Origin of the sequence: Nocardia sp. NPDC051750 (genome assembly GCF_044453135.1) — a bacterium.
GTDB lineage: Bacteria > Actinomycetota > Actinomycetes > Mycobacteriales > Mycobacteriaceae > Nocardia.
This window is the reverse complement of the sequence record NZ_JBITCK010000004.1, coordinates 55,134-73,675: the sequence shown is the minus strand read 5'-3', so window position 1 is coordinate 73,675 and position 18,542 is coordinate 55,134. Positions and strand designations below refer to the sequence as shown.

The following is an 18,542-nucleotide window of genomic DNA, read 5'->3' as shown; positions in this document are numbered from 1 at the left end:
CCTGGGCGCAGCAGGCCCGTGGCAGCGAGACGGTCCGGGCGGACGTCCACCGGCTGCAGGTGCTGCGCGCGATCAAGGACGCGGTAGCCGACGTCCACCAGACCCTGCTCACCGACCCCGAGACCGGCCGGGTCGCGCGCAGCCCCGCCGACTCCCGACTACATGTGACCGTCGACCTGGAATCCGGCACCTTCCGCGCCCAGCTGGACGCGGCCGCCGCCCGGGAATTCGGCCTTCCGGCGAAACCGATGGACGGCCGCTGGCGGGTCCGTGACGGACTCGTTCTCGCCTTCGTCGGGCTGCCCGGGCCGGCCCGCCTCGACCCGGCGCCCGAAGAGCGCGCCGACAGCCAGGATGTTGCCCGCCCCCCGCGCGAGGCGATACCGCCGCCGCTCGACCTCGACCCCGACGAAGCCGGCACACCGGACCCCGCCCCATCGCACCCATTTCGCATTCTCGCGGACCCCGGGATGTCCGGCGACCGCGAGGTCGACAGCGGATACTGGGGGCATTACGGTGCCGCGGGCGTGCTGGTCCGGCACATCGACACCGACGGCACCGAACGGTTCTTGATCGCCAAGTCGAAAACGGGTTACTCGCAGGGCAATTGGCAGCTGCCCGGTGGCGCATTGCACTCACTGGAGAAGCCGGCCGAGGGTGCGGCACGCGAAATGCACGAAGAACTGGCCGCGACACCCGAATACCTGAACAGCCTCACCCATGTGGGCACCCACGTGATCGACGGACCCGAGGGCTGGAAATACCATGTCCTCGTCGCCGACGCCCCGCACATGTTCGACCCGATCGTCGACGGTGAGGAAACCGCGGAGGCGCGCTGGGTAACCCGCGCCGAACTGCGGACCATGGCCGCCGGCCGGGAGCTGCAGTCGGCATTGGCCCGCAACATCACCGATGTCCTCGACCTGGTCGAGCCCACGGCGGGCGATCGAGCCGCACCGGATCAGCTGCCGCAGCCCGCGTCACCCCGGCACAGCGATCAGAGACAACCACCACCGGCACAACCGGCCTTCCGCGCACTCGACACTGCGATGTACACCGCGTACCTCGAACTATGGAAGCACAGCAGCCCGGGGCGTCCGCCGGGTCTGAGCCCTGACGCCGCGGCCGCCTGGATTGCCGATCTCGACCGGCGCCACGAGGATTTCTACACCCGGTATCCGGAAGCACGAAGGGGTGACACCCGCTCTCACCTCGAAAATTATCGACTCCTTGCCGAGATGATCGATAATCTTGCCCGCAGGTTCGCGATGAGCACCGAAGAACTTCGAGCACAGATGAAGGGCGAGATAACCGATCTGGTCGAAGGCAAACCGCTGGCGATCAGAGTTTCCCAGGAAAGCCTGTTCGGAATCCTCGGATCCGGTCGCTTCAAAACACAATTCGAGACAGGCTGGGGCGCCGGCCATAAATCGGCCGTCCTGTATAAGGAGAGGCAGTGGTTCGGCTACACCGAGGATCTGGATCCGCAGCTCCGGCCGGTCTACGGATACGTCCGCCTCGACGACCACCCGGCCGGACTGTCCGACGCCAGCCTCCCCTTGCACACCGAACAACTGGCAATGTATGGACGAATCGACATCGTCCTGAAAGACGATGTACGTCGGCGAGCGACGGTCTCTGTCGGTGATTCGCTGTACAATTCCGGGAGCATTTTCGGCGGAGGAATCCTGCGGACACTTCCGTCACCATTGACGGACCCCATACCCGAATCCTTCGGCATTGCGGACAAACTACCTTCCAATCCCAGAGATCTGCCGCTGGACGGCATCGACAGGAACTACCGGAGTCAGCCCTTCCGGCAACATCAATTCGTCGAAGCCCAAATCCATGGCGGCGTCACACTCGCCGATATCGACCACGTCATTCTGCCGGAAGAACCCGGGCCACAACTACGCGCCGAACTGGCACGAGCAGGAGTGAACTGGCGTGTCCTCAACAGTCGAACCATCGCCGGCAGTGGCGTCCGGCAAGCTATCGCTGCCGAAAAACTCCGCCTGGCGGAGGACCTGGCAGTGGTCGGCGAGGAAGTCGCGACCCTCCGTCGACTGATCGAGCAAGAATGGAACAACAAGGTTGCGGCTGACCGCGTCAAGCTCCGCAACGCCGAGCAGATGTTCCAACGTATTACCGACGCACTCGCAGCTCTCAACAACCCAAGCGCCGACTCGGCAAGCCGCCTCGATGGTGACCACGACCGGGCCACAGCCTCCAGCGTGCAGCAACATGCTGTCGAAGATCCCCGCACCGTGGTGGCCGCACTACTGGGAATCGATCCGGAGCTGATCGCCGACCCCGAACGACTGATCGAACCGATTGCGCGCGTGTGCGAACAGTTCAACCGGATGCCGGTCAGCGAATGGTCGATGATCGCCGACGCGGAGAAACAGGGCCGGCTGGCAGGGCTGATCGGTGAGTGGATCACCATCGACATACCTATCGACGCCATCGGGCCGACCAACCAGGAGAAAACTGAAAGCAACACCAAAAGAAGAGAGCTCGCACATCAGATAAGGGATCTCTTCGGTAGCGAGGTTCCCAGCTCCTCCTTCCGCCGACCCGACTGGAATCCCGAGGACCTGCGGGCATTGGCCCGGCAAGCCGACAAAACGTCGGGGGCAGCGCACCTCATCGACACCGTTCTCCAGTACCTGGAACTGCATCGAGATGCGGATTCCACGTCCGCGGAGCACACTGCTCGACCCGGCGAACAATCCGACTCGGCGGCCGGCAACCGGCCCGATACCGTCGCCATCGACCTCGATCCCGAGGACGCCGGACCGCCGGGCCCCACTGCGCCGCCGACGGACCAGAACAACACGGCCGACCCTCACTACTGGGAACGATATTGGGCCGAAACCGATACGGCCATCGCCGAGCTGTACGCGATCGATCCCAAGGCGTACTGGTACCTGAAGTACCTCCCCAAGCCCGAGCCCGGGGAGCCGTTCGGCGCCGACTGGGTCAGTAAGCGGGGCAAATGGTTCGACGCCGTGATGTCGGAGGTTGTCGGCAAGCTGCACGAGCTGGAGCTGCCGAACACAGACTTCCAGGATATGAGCGCCCGGCAGCTGGGTTCGATGATCTCCTCGCTGGTCTCGTGGGGGGCCGGCAAGGTGCGCGAGACGGACCTCGCGCACGAGTTCACGGACAAGGATTTCCTCGAACTGGACCGGGTCATGAAACGTGCGCCGATGTATGCGGCGCTCGGTTTGCTGGCCGTGACCGGTCTATCGATCGACCAGATCGTCCACAACGGCTCCCTCAGTTGGAAATCGCTGTTCATCCAGCAGCAGAAAACGACGGGCGACGGCCGGACCATTACCGTCTGGAAGCTGCGCACGCTGCCGGTGAACGAGCCGCAGAAAGCCAGCACCCGCGATGTCAAGGACCGGACCACGCCGTGGGCGAGATTCCTGCGGGCGACCTCGCTCGACGAATTACCGCAGCTGGTGTCGATCCTGTTCGGCAAAATGGAGTACTACGCAGGTAGGCCGCTGCTGAGCAACGATCTCGAGCTGATGGGCGACGAGCTCACCGACATGGAGTACTGGTTCTGGGACCGATTCCTGAAGGACGATCTGTGGTCGGCGCTGCACTTCCCGGGTTGTCGCGCGCTCGAGGCCCAGAGCCCCGAATATCTGCGGGCACGGTATCTGGCCGCCTTCATCTGGTCGAGGATGGGGAGTCGAGCGGCCGAAGAATTCATGATGAAGGTCGTCGACCGGTACCTGGCCAGCACGGTCCTGCGGGAATCCCCGAATCTGGTGCTGGACACCGGAAAGGACCTTGTCGCAGGGGGTATCGGGCTTCTTCCGGAGAAGGCCCAGGAGCAATTGCGCGCGGCCGCGGGTCCGGTCTCCGCGGCCTCCGGCTGGATCGGGAAGCTGATACGCGGTGCGGTGGATCGCACGGCAGATCTCATATATCCCGGCCGCACACCCGCCGCCGGCCGAGAATGGCCGGGCACGAACGAACAGCGCCCTCCCGGCGATGAGGGGCGACAACCTGCCGGAGCGGACGGTGCCGGACGAGACCGCTTCGCCTCATCGCTGCTCGAACGAGAGTGGCTGACCGCGAACGGATTCCAGCTGACCGGCATCGCGCCCGGCGACGCCCACGCAGCCGCCCGCGTAGCCCACAACCTCGAAGCCATGCTGACCGGCCGGCCGGATTCCGACTACGTCCGGGAGATCGCCGACGCCGTCTCCGCATCGGTCCTCTGGGGAGCCGGCACGCTGACCGTGACGGCCGGAATGAGCGACGAAGGAGTACTCCACGTCCAAGTCGTCGATGCAGCCGGCGAAACCAGCCAGGTCGAGGTCAACTGGTATTTCGGCCCGACGCCGCGGCCGGTCGAACGTGTCGCCGGGCCACCCCGGGAGAGCCCCGTCCGGCAGGATTCGGAGCCGCGACAAGACGGCGACGACCGCGCGGCGCGGCTGCTCGCGGATTCCTCGGACAGCCAACCCGCATATCAAGCCGAAATCGGACCCACGCGCAGGGCGATCGCCGGCCGCGTACAAGACGAAAACTCCTGGGTGTCCGACGACCAGGCCGATGCGATCAAAACCATTACCTCCGAACTCCTGACCAACGCCTTGGGGTACCTGCACAATTTCGCGTCCGAACGCGGGCTGAATCCGGAGCCCGAGATCGAAATCCGCACTACCGCGGAGCCCGAAATCGATCTCCGCGGTACTCCGGAGCAGGACGTCGATACCCCGAGCACGAACACTGAGGACCCGCGCAGCGTCCGGATCGCGTTCCGCAACGAGATCGCCCCGGGGGACGCCGAGAACCTGCCCGAATGGTCCGCACAACAACAGGACGTGAACCGCCAGGGCGGGCGCGGAACGCGGCTCACCCACGCGATGAGCGACAGCTGCGGGCGGATTCTCACCTTCGGCCTGCACCGCAACACCATCGAGCAGTGGTTCGAACTCCGGCCCCCCAGCGAAACTGCCACCGACGACGAGGAAACACTGCCGGGGTTCGAAGACTTCGACCTCGCCGCGTTCGGTCTCGACGAGAGCGACCTCCGATCATCGACACCTCCCGAAGACACCGATCCGCCCACACCCCGCGGACCGGACACTGTCGCCATCGACCTCGATCCCGACGATGCCGACCATGCGATCCGCGCTCCCGGCACGGCCGACGGCGCCGTTCCGGCATCGAATCCGGTACTCGCGGAGGTACTGAATCCCACTGCGGCTCCGGCATTCGACCGGATGGAGGCGGAGCATTTCCTGCCCGTCTTCAAACACGCCATACAGGCGCAGTGGGCCGCCATCGAAACCATTACCGCGAACCCGGGTCCGTGGACCCCGGATAACGCGCTGCGCCCGTTCATCGAGTCGGGACGGTTGCTGGGCGCGGTGAAGGGACTGTTCAGTCACAAGGCCGCGGTGGACCGCGATGACGCGACCGCCCAGCTGGAACCGCGGATCGCCGAGTTGCTGGCAGCCCATACCAGCCGCGTACTCGCCGACCCCGCCCTGGCGACAATCTTCGCCTACCTCCACGAACGCCGCGGGGACCTCGGGCTGAGTGAGCGCGACCGCGGATATCTGGAGCGCAAGCACCGGGCGTTCGTGCACGCGGGCGCCTACCTCACCTCCGACCGCGACCGGCGCGCTCTCGCCGCGCTCAACAGCGAAGTGTCGGACCTGCAGACCGTGTACAAGGACAATCAGGAGAACGCGGCCAAGGAATTCCTGGTCGGCGTCACCGATGTCGAAAAGCTCGAGGGCTTGACACCGGAACAGATCGCCGGCGCCCGCGAGCGGGCCGGTGCCTTCGGGGGATATGTCCTGCCCAAACCCAATGGGGCCAGCTCCATCTGGCATCCATATCTGGCGTATCTGAAGGACCCCGCGCTGGGCCGGGAGCTCTACGAGAAGGTCGCCGGCTTGGCCGTCGGCGGCGAATACGATAATTCGGCGAATGTGCTCGACCAGGTCAGGGATCTGGCCCTGCGGGCCCGGCTGACCGGACACGAGAACCATGCCGATTACGTGCTGTCGGGCGGGATCTTCGATTCGGTGCGCACGATCGAGAAAATCCTCGAGCGGATCGCGCCGGCAGCGGCCACCGCCGCCAAGGTCGAGCTCCCACTTCTTGCCGCGGCCATCGGCGAAGAGGCGATCCAGCCGTGGAACCGGCACCGGGCGGTCGAGGCGCTGGTGGCGGAACGAATCGGCATCGATACCCAGCGTATGCGTGAGTTCTTCGAGCTCGACCGCACACTCGAGGACGGCGTATTCGGTGTAGCAGAGGACTTGTTCGGGCTGACCATCAGCGAGGTCGGCGCGGCCGAAAAGCCGCCGGTCTGGCACGAGGATGTCCGTGTCTTCGCTGTCACCGACGGAAAGGGAACTCACCTCACCTATTTCTACTTCGATCCGTACTCCCGTGACGGCAAGAACGGTGGCGAGTGGACCGATCCGATCCGGTTGAAACACGCACCGAGCGGACAGCCTCCGCTGGTCGGTGTACACCTGAACCTCGAGAAACCGGTGGACGGCGCGCCGACCCTGCTGGCTCCCCACGAGGTGAGCACCATGTTCCACGAGTTCGGGCATGCTCTGCACGCGTTGTTGAGCGAAGGCGTCTACGAACCGGCCGAGCGGCATGTGGTATTCGGCTGGATCGAGTTCGTGGCCAAGGTGTTCCAGCAACTGTGGATACACCCGGACGTACTCCCCCGGTTCGCGGCGCATCACGAGACCGGGGAACCGATGCCCGCCGAAGAGCTGGCAAAACTCGGCGAATGGCAGTCGGCGTACCGGGGCACCACCACTGTCTTCCGCCTGACCGGGGCCCTCATCGACAAAGCATGGAGTTCGCTGTCTCCCGGACAGGTTCCGGAGGTGCCGTCCGGCGTGGAGGCCCGGGAGGTCGTGGCCCGGTTCGAGAAGGACGTGCTGGAAAAAGCAGGCGTCTATCTTCCCGAGATCGGCAACCTCTATCCGTCCCAGTGGTTCCGTCACCTGTTCGGTCAGATGGGCGGGTTCGGGACCTATTTCGGCCAGTACTCGGCGTACCTGCTCAGCGATGTGCTCGCCCAGATCGTTTTCGCCCGACATATCGACCCTGCCGTCGCGCAGCACGGAATGTCGCCCGAGACCGGAGATATCCTCCGGAAACTGATCTTCCATCCTGAAGAGACCGACTTGGCTGGGGCGGTCCACCGGCTGATCGGATCGGACCCGTCGGTCGGACCGTTCCTCGCCGCCGAAGGTCTCCTCTGGGCGAACGCGCTGGTAAAACTCAGTCCGGACGCCACCCCCGAATGGCTCACCACCCCGGCCCTGCACCCACCGGGAACCGACCTCGCCTCGTGGTGGAACACCCAGCTGACCGAGGATGAACGGGCAGCGCTTACCCACGCCTTCCCGAGCGAGGTGCTGTCCATGGGTTTCACCCATGCCCCGGAGACCGTATCCGCCGCAACCGAGCGCCAGCGGACTTCACTCACCTACGCACGCGCAGCACGGATAGAGCCGCCGTCAGCGCTCGACATCGACGACACGGACGAACGGGCCGCCCCGACACCATGGCAACGAACCGCAGCCGATATGAAATCGGCAGAGCGCGCGACGCCGGCTACGCGGCAGACCGGCTCGGCATCGACCGAGTCCGGCGGCCACGCCGCCGAATCATTGGTGTTCCCGAGCTTTCAGAACGCTGATTATTTCGGTCAATACAGTCGACTGTTCCGGGAGGCAAACGGTCTCAAGCGTCCGGCTGCAGTGCGATTGTTCGGGTTACCCGAGCCGACACTCAAACGCCACGAGTCCAGTGAAGGTAAGGCACTCACCGAACTTTTGATGCTCAAAACCTGGGACCGCGCCCTGCATAGGGCGGGCCCGTGGAACGATCTGGCCGATAAATGGGGCTACGATTACCGAATGGATCCGACCGGGGAAAAGGCGCCCGATCCGGATCATTACGAATCTTTGCCGGATTTCATGAAGGCGATACGTCTGTACTATCGAATGACCCAGGAGGAATTGTCGTCACGTACAGGCATGAATTCGCATGCCATCAGACGCGCAGAGGAGGGACGTTACCGACCTGACGTCCAATTCTTTGTGCAATTCGGAAATACGTTGGAGAATTCCCGTGAAGCGCTCGGAAAAGCGCTCGACAAGTTTTGCCCTCACGAGTTCGCCGCACGGTACCGGACACTTGCCGGGATCTCCACCGACCCCGGCCGGTCGCCGATATTTCCGGATTTCCGAGTGGCTGACTCTTTCCGAGATTACCTACCGAAACTCCGGAAAGAAAATGGGCTCCTGAAAGCGGAGGCGGCGCGCCTCTTGGGAACATCCGAATCTACGATCGAACATCATGAAGCCGGTACCGAAAATGACGCGTCGGAACTATTCTTACTGTCGGTCTACGATACCGCCTTGCACCGCGCGGGCCCTTGGAACGACCTTGCCACAGCCTGGGGATACAGCTACCGGATGGACCCCGGCGGTGAAAAGCACCCGACATTCGACGATTACCCATCCTTACCCGAATTCACCAAGGCAATCCGCCTGTTTCACCGCAAGAGTCAGCAAGAATTCGGCGCGGCACTCGGAAGAACCAAGACATCGATTTCCAGGACCGAACTGGGACGCACCCGCCCAGGAATAGAGTTCTTCCTGGAACTCCGTGAGGCGTACCACACACCACAGAAGATACTGACCCGCGCCCTCCGAAAATACTACGGCGACGAATTCGCCAAGCAGTTCGACAAGCTGGCCCGAGAAGCCCCCGTACTCCCAGCCTTTGATATCGCCACCTCATTCGGCAAGTACCTGGCCCACTTCCGGCAACTCAACGATATGAGTATGGCGACAGCAGCGAACCTGCTCGGGGTCGCGCGCTGGACAATACGGAGGCTCGAGGCCGACGCAGAGCCGGTCGACGAACTCCGGATGCTGAAGATATATGATCGTCTCCTGCACCGCGTCGGACCGTGGAATTCTCTGGCGGAATCCTGGGGATTCCGCTACCGGATGGATCCCGACGGTGAAAGAATACCCGACCCACAGAAGCACGACTCGATCCAGGAATTCGTCGGGGCAGTCCGGCTGTATTACAGGCTCACCAAGGCCGAGTTCAGCAGGCGAGTGGGAATGTCGATCGCGACTACGATAGAAACAGAATTCCGTAGCAAGCCGCTGGTCACAACCCTTCGGAAGATTCGCGATGCCCTGGACATGCCGAACGATACGCTGGTAGCGGCATTACAGCGCTTCTACTCTGTGTACGAGCCCGTCGTAGACAACGAGACCTGGGATCTCGAGTTCTGGGATCTGATCGCCACACGACCGGGATCCGCCGAGGAAAAAGCGATCCGGAGCAGGATCGTCGAAGAATTCGGCTGGATTGCAGAGGTGGAGGCGCGCCGCTGGAAAATACCCGGTCAACAGCAGCACGATCTCGCCCAGGCGGCATACGTGGCAATCATGCTGGCGACTCGAAACTTCGTTCCTCCAGGAAATTTCGGCCCCGCTGCGTGGTCGGCCGCTCGAAACGCCATGCGCAGAATTTACTTCGAGAACCTGTATCCGAACGTCGACGGTCCGACGCGCAAACTTCTCATCCGGGTCGGTGCCTACATCAACCGGCGTACGGAAGCGACGGGCACCGCACCCACCAAGGCCGAGATCATTCGGGACCTGGACCTCACGCCGGCCGAAGCCACCGAGGCCGCGAGACTGCTCGGGCTGCGGGAGGAGTCGATGCAGGCGCCGACCGGCGACGGTGATTACTTCGACCGCGAATTCGCGAATCCGGTCGTGGAATCACTGAGTGTCGGACTGCCCCAGGCAGTCCAGCAGATCATCGAGGAAGCCCTTGCCGATCTGGACGATCCGGCGACGGCGAAAGCTGTTGTGCTGCTCCACCTCGCTCGTGGGATGGACCTCGAAACGGTCGGTAAACTGCTGAAGATCACGCCCGAGGCTGTCGGCCGGTTGGCCGCGCAAGCCGGCGAAAGGCTTCGGACGGTGTTGCCCCGTCCGGAGTCGACCGGAAACGTAGCGGAGACAGCAGCGGTCCCAGCCTCCGTCAAGACCGCCGAATCGTCGACCGCCGTCCGGGAAACCATCGACGGCACCGAAATCATCAACAGAACCACCGTCCTCCCCGAACACGTACGGACCTGCCTGTTCCACTCCACCGTCGCCACCTACGCCCTCGGCTACGACGGTGCCACCACCCCCGTCGAGAACGCCAAGTCCTGGGACGAGCTGGTAGCCGGCCTGCACGCCCCCTTCACCCGTGTTCCCCGATCGGCCGGCGACCCCGTTGCCCACGTACTCGAGCGAGTCGCGAAATCCGGCAAAGGCATCGATACCGCGGTCATCGTCGTCGACTACGGCACGCACGCCCACAGCTTCACCGTCACCACCATCGGCGACAAGACCTACGTCTTCGATACCGATATCCCGCAACCGCTCACCGATGCCGACAAGAAGGCCGGCCACCGGCACATTGCCCGTGTCCGTGCCCTCGAAGACTGGGTCCCTCCCGACGCTGAGTCGGTCGAAACCGCCTTTGTTCTCGAGTTCACCAAGGACACCGCGGGCCGGCTCCAGCCGCTGATCCCCGAGCAGGTCGATCCGCCGAGCACGGCAGAACGACAGCATGACATTCTCGGGTCCCGCAAGCCGGCGCCGGACCCCGGTGAACCACGCCGGAAACGGTTTCTGCAGTGGATCCGGAGCAAGCGGCCCAAGAACCCGATCCTCACCCTCAAGTACTCCGGCTCCTCCGTCTCCTCTGCCTTGAGCGCCGGCTGGATGGCTGCCTCCCAACTCGCGATCAGCCAGCTGGGTGGTTCGGACGCCATGGTCGGGATGCTGGCATCCGCCGTCGCTGTCGCCACGGCGGCAGGGAGTTTCGCGGCCGGGCCGATCGCGGATCGCGGCGACAACCGCCGGACGCTGCGGATGATGTCGGCGAGCGGTCTCACGATGATGGTGGCCAGCGGTCTCTGGATGCAGTTCAGCTGGCCCGGCGCTCTGATGGCCGTGATGGGCGCCTCGACCATGATCGCGGTCACCGACGCCATCACCAAAGCAGCCAGCCGGGGCTACGGCGAAGGATTGGCGCGGTCCGAGGAAGAGCTCGCGATCGCCAACGAGTACAACCTGCGGGAGCGTGCGTTCGGCGCCGCATTCGGCAAATCGCTCGGCCCGATGCTCGGGCGGGTCTCCCTGGTCCTGCCGTTCCTGGCAAACGCTCTCGGCCACCTCGCAAATCTCCTGGTGCTCCGCAAGACTCCGACCGTGGCGCCGCCGAACAAGGCGGAGCAGGCCCGCCTCTCGGACGGACTCCGCGATCTGTGGCGGGATACCTTTATGCGCTGGTATCTCATGCTGAGTATTCCCGCGGTCCTCGCGACCACGGCCGGCGGAGTGCATCTGGTGAATATCGCCAGTGATGCTTCGACACTGGCCGCCGGAATACTCATGTCGGGAATCAGCACCGGAATCCTGCTGGCCAATTTCATTCCGAAGAAATGGTACGAACGCACCACCCTGGAATGGACCTACCCGATCTCCCTGGCAGTTCCGGGAGGCATGATGGCCACGATGGCGACCACCACGAACCCGGCATTCATCTGGCCGACGGCGGTGTCCATCGGTATAGCCAGCAATTTCAACAACAAGACCTTTCAGAAGCGCCTGCAGAGCGTGGTCAGGAAGAACGCCCGCAATGGCGCCTGGTCGGTCATCGACATTGCCGCCGCCGGGGGCGGTGCACTCGGCGGCGCGGTCGGCGGTTACCTGCTGTCCAACTACACTTCCCAGGTAACGGGGTGGACGAATGCCGGAATCTTCGGATTGTCGACCATCGCGGCGGGACTGCTCGGCTGGTTGACCGGCCGAAAGAAGAGCGGAACATCGACGGAGGAGGAATCGGCCGAAAGCCCCGACCCCGTGGTCGTCGAGAACTTCGCTGTTCAACTCGATCGTTTCTTCCGCGCACTCGGGGGTGGCAGAACCCCCGTGCCCGATTACACCGACGAACAATGGACCACCCCGGGAAACTGGAAGCCCATCGAGGCCGGACTCGGGAGCCAGCTGAAACAGCATCCGACCAAGGGCGACGCCGCCCTGGACGAGATCGTGGAGACGCTCCGGCGCGGGACCAACGGTATTACCACCGCGATTGTCGTCGTTCAAAAGGGCACCGAGACAACCGGTTACATAATCAGCAATATCGAAGGACAACTCCTCGTCTACGACACACTGATCGAAGATGATTCCATCCCTCGGGTGCGCAATTACGACGGCGACGACAACGGCGAGAATGCGTGGCGACCCGAGTTCCGAGATGTCGACAAGACCTTCGTCGCCTATTTCACCGACAACTATGCCGAACGGAGCCCATACGCCGCCCGACGCTCCCGCGCTCGGACCCGAGCAGGAGACCCGCACCCGGTCACGACCGAGGAATCGTCCGGAAACCGGCCGGGTACCGGTCCCGCACAGCGCACGGCCGGTTCCGCAATCACACCGGCGCGCACCGCGGAACCCTCGGTATCCGCACGCGATCCCCGGTCCGCCGAACCGGCACAGGGCGCGCCACCGGCACGCGCCACGGAGCCGACCCCCACTCGAGGTGCCGCCCGCGACGACGCCACACAAGAAACTCCGGACGCGGAGCCGTCCCCGGACCCCGGATCGCTGCCCGCCCGATTCCTGACGCCGGCCGAATTCATCGCCGACAGCTTCACCGTGTGGCTGCACGGGCTCCGAGCCCGTGGGATCGGCACCGATCGGATCGAGGCCGACCTGCGCACGGTCTTGCAGTTCCTCCGCGACCATCCGACCTGGACATTCGATCACGAACGACACGCCGAGGCCCCGACTCCGGAGGCTGTCGTCCGAGCGATCCTGGCCGATATCAGAGCGGCCCTGAAGGACGTTCCCGACGAAGGCGATCTCGTCGGGCAAGCAATCCTGCACGACGTCCGCCTGGCATATCACCGCCTGATCGAGGTCGCCCATCAGCGAAACGAACCGCCGGAGGCCCAGCCACCGGCCGGACAACCCGATCCACGACCGATCGATCCGGGAACACCGTGGAGGCGAGGAATCACGACCGGTGCCGAGGCACCGGATCCCCCCTCCTCCCGGCCCCTCCTGCATCCACGAGCCGGGGAACTCCCGGTGGCGCTGCCCAGAACGTACGCATATGTCGAGGAGAGCATCGACTATCAGCGCGTTCATTTCGACAACCGAGGTGTGCTCCGCGGACCCGACGAGTCTCGATATACCACCGGTCCGGGCGGCGACTACTTCTTGGTCTACCCCGACGAAATAATCACGGCGCCGTACCCGACCTCACACGAGAAGCTGCACAGCACGTTTCCGCAGAACAAACCGACCGACCGAACAGCCGCGAATCCGCACGGCGTCCACGGCAACGAGAAGTATCCGATAGCCTTCGGGCACTGGTGGATGGACGAGGGTGGCCGGCGACGCGTCGAATTCGGCAGCGGGTTGTTCTCGGACCCGAAGACACATGCCATGCACAGTGCCATCGGACGGGTCGTTCTCGGATTCGGCGATATCGAATTCACCACCACGATGGACGACCCGCTCTGGCGGCAGAACACACCACCCGGGGTGCCCACAGTCGGTGAACTGATCACCCAGCGGGGTGTGGCGACCAGCCGGGCAACGTTCGGAGCAGAAGATATGTTCCGAGGTGGCATCGAAGATTTCTGGGTCGATTTCCTGCACAAAGAAGCGGGTCCCGATCGTTTGACCCTCACGTTTCGGGTGAACGTAGTATTCGGTGAGTCCAGGGAGCTCACCCTGGTACTGCGGCACGGCAATGGCGGCGACACAGCGCAATACACCCGGGATACACGGCCCGGCGAACACCCGGACCCGATCGATTCGGCTGTCGACAAGTTCCATACCGAGGTGGTCGCCCCCTGGCTCGCCGAATCGGGCACCATCCTGCTACCGGCCCCCGACACACACTCGGACCCGGATCCCGGGCCCGGTGCTGCCCGGTCGGTTCCCGGCACCGGTCGACCGAATGCCACCGCCGGGCCCGGACCGCGTGCCGAAACACCGGGGCCTGCCGGTGGCACGCGGGCTCCGGATCGGCGGTATGCCGGACCGGCCCCTACCGCGATGCCCCATCCACGCCGGCAACGCCCCGATGTGCTGTATGCCTTCGGAGAGGGTGAACAGGAGGGCACGCACGCCCACCAGCAGCCGAATCAGCGCGCGGCCGCACCCATACCGGGCGACTCGGCCGAGCGCAGCACGCCGAGTCCCGACCAGGAATTGCGGCCGGGCCGACGGGCGCTGGCGCCGAATCTGGTTCGGGCACTGGAGATCGCCGAGCGTGAAGCGGAAGAGGTGGTGGCCGAGGCCTTACGTGGGGTCTCGCATCTGGGCGTGAACACCACCGATCTGTCCTGGAAGGCGGCCGGTGTCATCGAGGAGGCGATGAAGCGGCTGGAGGAACGCCAGGAGGCCCGGCTCGACGAGGTCCTGCGCCGGGGCGGAATGCCCGGTCAAGAGACCGCGCAAGTACTGGCCGACCAGCAGGCTGTCGAGGAAGCCGTTCGCAAGATGGCAGAGATGCGTCACAACATCCGGGACGCACGGCGGTATGCCGCCGACGTTCGCGAGGCCTGCGCTGTGCTGAGCGGCCACGCCATGCTCGCGGAGATCGGGGCGATCCCGATCGGCCGCGGGGTCGGGCTTGTGCCGGGTGAACGCATTGTGGTCATCTCGCCGCTGCACGGATCGTGGAAACTCGTCGATCCCCGGGACCGCGAGCGGGCGGCAGTGGAGGGTATTCCGATCGATTACTGGCACGTTCGCATCGACGAGAGCGATCAGTTGGCCGTTACGCGGGTTTCCGGCAGATACGACCGTCCCGAGCCGAGCATGCGCTACTACTTCGACGACGATGCCATCCACTGGATGATCGACCTCGCCGACCGGCGGCAGTTCGCCGAGAAGCTCAGGGTGGCTCAGGCTTCGGGCGAGAAAGGGCCGCGCAAAGTCCTCAAAGGCGACCAGGGCGACAGAACGATGTCCGAGCGGGTTGTGCTGATCACCTACAACAACGGCTACCGAGTGGTCGAGAAAACCGTCCGGAACTCCACACAGGCCGACGCCGAGCAGCTCGGGTCGATGGTCACCAAAGCCGTCGGGGGGAGGGCTCCGGCGATCCTCCGAGTCAGCAAGCGGGTCGTTCTCGTCGAGTACGTGCCGGGAAAAGACGCGAATACGCTGGTAGAGGGGGTGACGAAAGATCAGTGGCGACGCTTCTTCCACACTCCGGGCGCACGGCGGGCCGGCCTGGCAAGTCTCCTGATGAGAACCTGGGACCAGTACGAGGGCAAGAACTGGAGGCTCGTACATGATTTCCTCGAAGTTCTCATCGACTTCAGCAACGGATTCCAGCAGATGGTGCCACCGGGCGGATTCAGCAGACATTTCGTGGCTCGCACGAACGGTCGGATCCACTCGATAGAGCACGATGTGCCCCGGGCCGAGCTCGAGGCCGACCGCCAACGACTTTCGGTATTGGAGAGCAGATTTGCGGCGCTGAACCGACAGAGGTGGTTCCAGGTCGTGATGGACGAGTTCGCCTGGGTGGAGCAGGAGAGAAAGAGCGAGAAACCGAGAACAACGCCGCCTGCTGTTCTACAGAGGCTGAAACAACTGCGCGACAGAATTTCCGGCGAGTTCGGGATTCGCTCATCGGACGATTGGGCGTTGCCGCAGTGGCTTTCGGCTACTGCGGGCCTGAGAGAGCGTCCGTCCCGAAACCCCGAACGCTTCGAAAACCTGCTCGCGGCTCTCGACAGGCTCGACGCGCTGAATGCGATGCTCCCACTCGCCCAGCTGAAGCGGGAACAGTTCAACCACAACAGAACCGCGGTCCCGCGTCCGCCGGACGCGCCGATCGAGGCGAGTTCGTCTCGAAGTGATCCGCTCGCCCATCCTGATCCGACCGTGGGGATCCTGCCCGGGATGAAGCAGCGCCACGCCCTGCCGGGTGCGCTGTGGTTCGCCTCCGGACCCGGCGACGATCAGCCGAACGCGTTCAGCGGGTCCCGTTCTCGAGACCCGCAGGCACCTCGGTCCGCCGAAGGGCCCTCGACCCCGGCCATTGCCGATCCTGACCGGAGCGATACCGAATCCGACGCGTCGCAGGATTCGGCCCCGTCGAATCCGTGGAGCCGGCGAGCACTCGCCGACGAGCCGTCGTCCGAGGAGCCGCCCGAGACCGCGCCCCGGCCGTCGCCCTGGCAACGAACAGCCGCGGTGGGTTCCACGCCGCACAACGAGGATCGTGCGGCCGGTGCGCCGACCGCACCATGGCAGCGAAGTCCGGGATCCGATACGGGTGCCCCGGCGGTTGAACCCCGGCCGAGATCTACCGGCATCGAGACAGTCGAAGATCCACATCAGTGGCTGGAAGAGATCTACGGCGAGCGCCAGTCGGCCTGGGTGAGCGAGCACACCGACCGGACCATCGCCGAGTTTGCCTCCGGCCCGGAATTCGCCGTTATGAAGCAGAAGGTCCTCGAAGCCACGGGGAAAGAGGACAACGAGGGTGCCCGGCCGGAACGCAGCGGCGACTGGTTCTTCGAATTCCGCTATGACGCCGAACATCCGAAGGGGGTATGGCGACGCACACCGTTCGCGGACTATCGCAGCGGTGCCGCGACCTGGGAGGTTCTGCTCGATGTAAGCACGTTGGGCGAGGACGAGAACGGAGCACCGGCTTTCCCTGGGGCGACGGGTTTCCGGCCGGGGAACGCCAATTGGGTCTGGGGGCGTTTCAAGGCGCAAGACGAAGGGCAGCACCGTGCATTGATCACGCTGTCCAGGGGCGGTGGTGACGCATACGAGCTCCACGAATTCGACCTTCGGAAAAAGCAGTTCGTTCGGCCCGAGGACGGCGGATTCCACGCTCCGCATGCGAAGGTCCGGTTCGAATGGGTCGGTCCGGACTGCATCGACATAGCAACGGATTTCGGCCCGGGAACAACCAGCCCGGGCGGTTCCCCACTTGTCGTCAAACGCTGGCGGCGGGGCACCGCACTGCACGAAGCGGAGACTCTGTTGGAGGGTGCGGCCGGCGATGGGATCGTGCATGCCGCGGACTGTCTGCCCCGGGGTACCAACCCGCGACAGATCCAGCGGTTCACCAGTTTCTTCGACCATGAGGCGTACGTGCTGCACCCGGACGGTTCGAAGCAACTGCTCGACCTGCCCGCCGATGCGAAGGCCCAATGGTTCGACAATCAGATGGTGGTGAAACTCGCGAGTCCCTGGTCTGTCGGTGGCCGCCATTTTCCGGCGGGGTCACTACTGGCTACTGCTCTCGACGATTTCCTGGCCGGCGGCCGGGAGTTCGAGCCGTTGTTCACTCCCGAAAGTCACACCGCACTGCTCGACTACGGCTGGACAGCGGGACACCTGCTGTTGACCACGCTGTCCGACGTACACACCAAGATCGAGATCCTCACCCGCGGCGCCGACGGCTGGACTCGCCGTCCTCTGGAGAACCTGCCGGAGAATACGACGTCGACTGTGTTCGGACTGGATCCGCAAGCCGGTGACGACACCTTCTTGGTCTCGTCCACCGGTTTCACCACGCCTCGTGTAGTACACAGCGGGTCTGCCGACGGAGTCCTGCAGGTAGTCGAGCAGGAACCGCCAGGGTTCGATGCCACCGATATCGTCACCGAGCAGTTCTTCGCCACGTCGGACGACGGGACCCGGGTTCCGTACTTCGTGGTCCGGAAACGAGGTGCCACCGGGCCCACGCTCATGCGTGGCTACGGCGGATTCGAGATCTCGCAGACCCCCGAATACGATCCCGTTCTGGGCAAGACATGGCTCGAGGAGGGCGGGATCCTCGTATTGGCCAATATTCGCGGCGGCGGCGAGTACGGCCCCGATTGGCACACCAGTGTCGTCAAAGCCGATCGGCACAAGGTGTACGAGGATTTTGCTGCTGTAGCAAAGGATCTCGTGCGGAGCGGCATCACCACGCACGCACAGTTGGGTGCCATCGGAAACAGCAACGGCGGTTTGCTGATGGGTGAGATGCTCGCCCGCTATCCGGATCTGTTCGGTGCACTGGTAGCTCAGATGCCCCTGGCGGATATGCTGCGCTACCACCTGCTGGGCTCGGGTTCGAGCTGGGTGTCCGAGTACGGGGACCCCCGCAAGCCCGACGAAGCCGCGGACATCATCTCCGCCTATCACGAGATCGGCCCCGGCCGGCAGTACCCACCGATCTTGATCCGGACTTCGGCGCACGACCTCCGCGTCCATCCCGGTCACGCTCGCAAGCTGGCTGCGCGCCTCGAGGAGATGGGGTACGAGGTGTGGTTCTACGAGAGCGATAAGGGCGGCCATCAATACTCGGGAGACGCCGATCAGACCGCATACGAGATGGCGCTCACGATCAACTTCCTCAAGAGGAAATTGAACTTCGGTCCTACCGCCTGA

Annotated in this window: 1 protein-coding gene (only partly in view); it reads left to right on the top strand. The window is 64.2% G+C overall.

Translation table 11 applies throughout. The features are described from left to right. Window positions 1–18,542, top strand: partial view of an MFS transporter gene (locus ACIA75_RS18735; protein ID WP_397105523.1) — the 3' portion only. The gene continues 12,577 nt to the left of window position 1, outside the view; the window shows 18,542 of its 31,119 coding nt (coding positions 12,578–31,119); its start codon lies off the left edge, out of view; the stop codon is at window positions 18,540–18,542.